This window comes from Haloquadratum walsbyi J07HQW2, assembly GCF_000415985.1.
GTDB lineage: Archaea > Halobacteriota > Halobacteria > Halobacteriales > Haloferacaceae > Haloquadratum > Haloquadratum walsbyi_B.
This window is the reverse complement of record NZ_KE356561.1, coordinates 2,650,423-2,651,698: the sequence shown is the minus strand read 5'-3', so window position 1 is coordinate 2,651,698 and position 1,276 is coordinate 2,650,423. Positions and strand designations below refer to the sequence as shown.

Below are 1,276 nucleotides of genomic sequence, written 5' to 3'. Positions count from 1 at the left end.
TCATGAACGACGAAGTACCGGTAGGTGGGCTCTGCCTTGGTGGAGATGTAGGGGTGACGTGTCTGTTCCGGCGTATCGACGTTCCCATCGTTTTCTTCGTGGTAGGAATTGATGTACAGGTTTTTGATTGCGTCGTCTGGGTCTTCTTGAGAGGCGCTGTGGACGTTTCACCGTAGCCGATGACGGTTCCGGTTTCTCCTCTGATGTTGGCGGCTCCGAAGGATCTGTGTCGTCGTCGCCTGCTGGCTCTGGCTCCTAATTGACCGATTTTGTGGACCCGGCTGTCTGTGAGTCGGTCTGCCGCGTCGTTGAAGCCGTCGTGGACTCGTTGGACATGCGAAAGCAAACACTGGAACGCCTGTCTGTCGCCGTATACCCAATACCCACATGTCGTCGTCTATGAAGACCCGCGCGGCGTTGCGTCGGTCCGAACCAGATATGTCCGGTCCGTGCGATCGCGACCGGACACTTCGTGCTGAACGGTAAGATGGCTGGATCCCGGATACTGAGATGTGACACAAACTGGTGCTACCGAGCGGGGAGCGGTCCGACCGACGAACTCGTCTCGCGGGGTCCGTCTCATTTCAACCCCCGCGGGTTGTGATGACAGGGACTCGGGCGAAGTATGCAGAGTCCACCGGCGGAGACGACGCGAGCGAAACGGCGTGTCTCGTGATGGGCGCGAGGACCCGTGCGACGCCACCCCGTGTCGGGGTCAGACCCGCTCCATATCGGTCCATTGGCCGCGACGCGGTGGGTCCGAGGGGAGAACGATCTGCGGCGAGTGGGGTCGGGATCGGTGAACCCCAACGATGCTACCGCGGCTGATGACGGGTCAGGTGACGATCGTCGCCTTTCGACCGACGGAGACCGCCCTCACAAGATATCTCGGCTCGCGCCGAAGACTCGGTCGCGGCTGCTGCGCTCGTTCACGGCGCTCGTCGTCGCGTGTCTGCTCGTTACCGCTGCCGGCGGGTATCTTACGTACACGGGCTACGGCGAGACGACGACCGAGACGGCTGTCGTCGGGAGTTGGGAGGTCGACACCGGCTTCGAACACGGCGGCACGGTCCGAGACGACACAGCAATGTTCAACGCGGGCCAGCGGATGGAGAACCGACCGCTGTACTTCAGTCGACTAACGCCGACGCTCGAGGGCACACACGTCGTCAGCCACGAGGGCGACGCCGAGACGGCGACCGCGACCACCGAGTTGCGACTCGTTATCCGGTCCGTCGAGACCGGCAACGAGGAGACGACCGTGTACTGGCAGGAG

The 1,276-nt window shown here is 62.3% G+C and carries 1 pseudogene; it reads left to right on the top strand.

Annotated elements, in window-relative coordinates:
* Positions 1-799: 799 nt before the first annotated feature.
* A pseudogene (locus J07HQW2_RS12475) lies at positions 800-1,276 on the top strand (hypothetical protein); the annotation flags it as partial.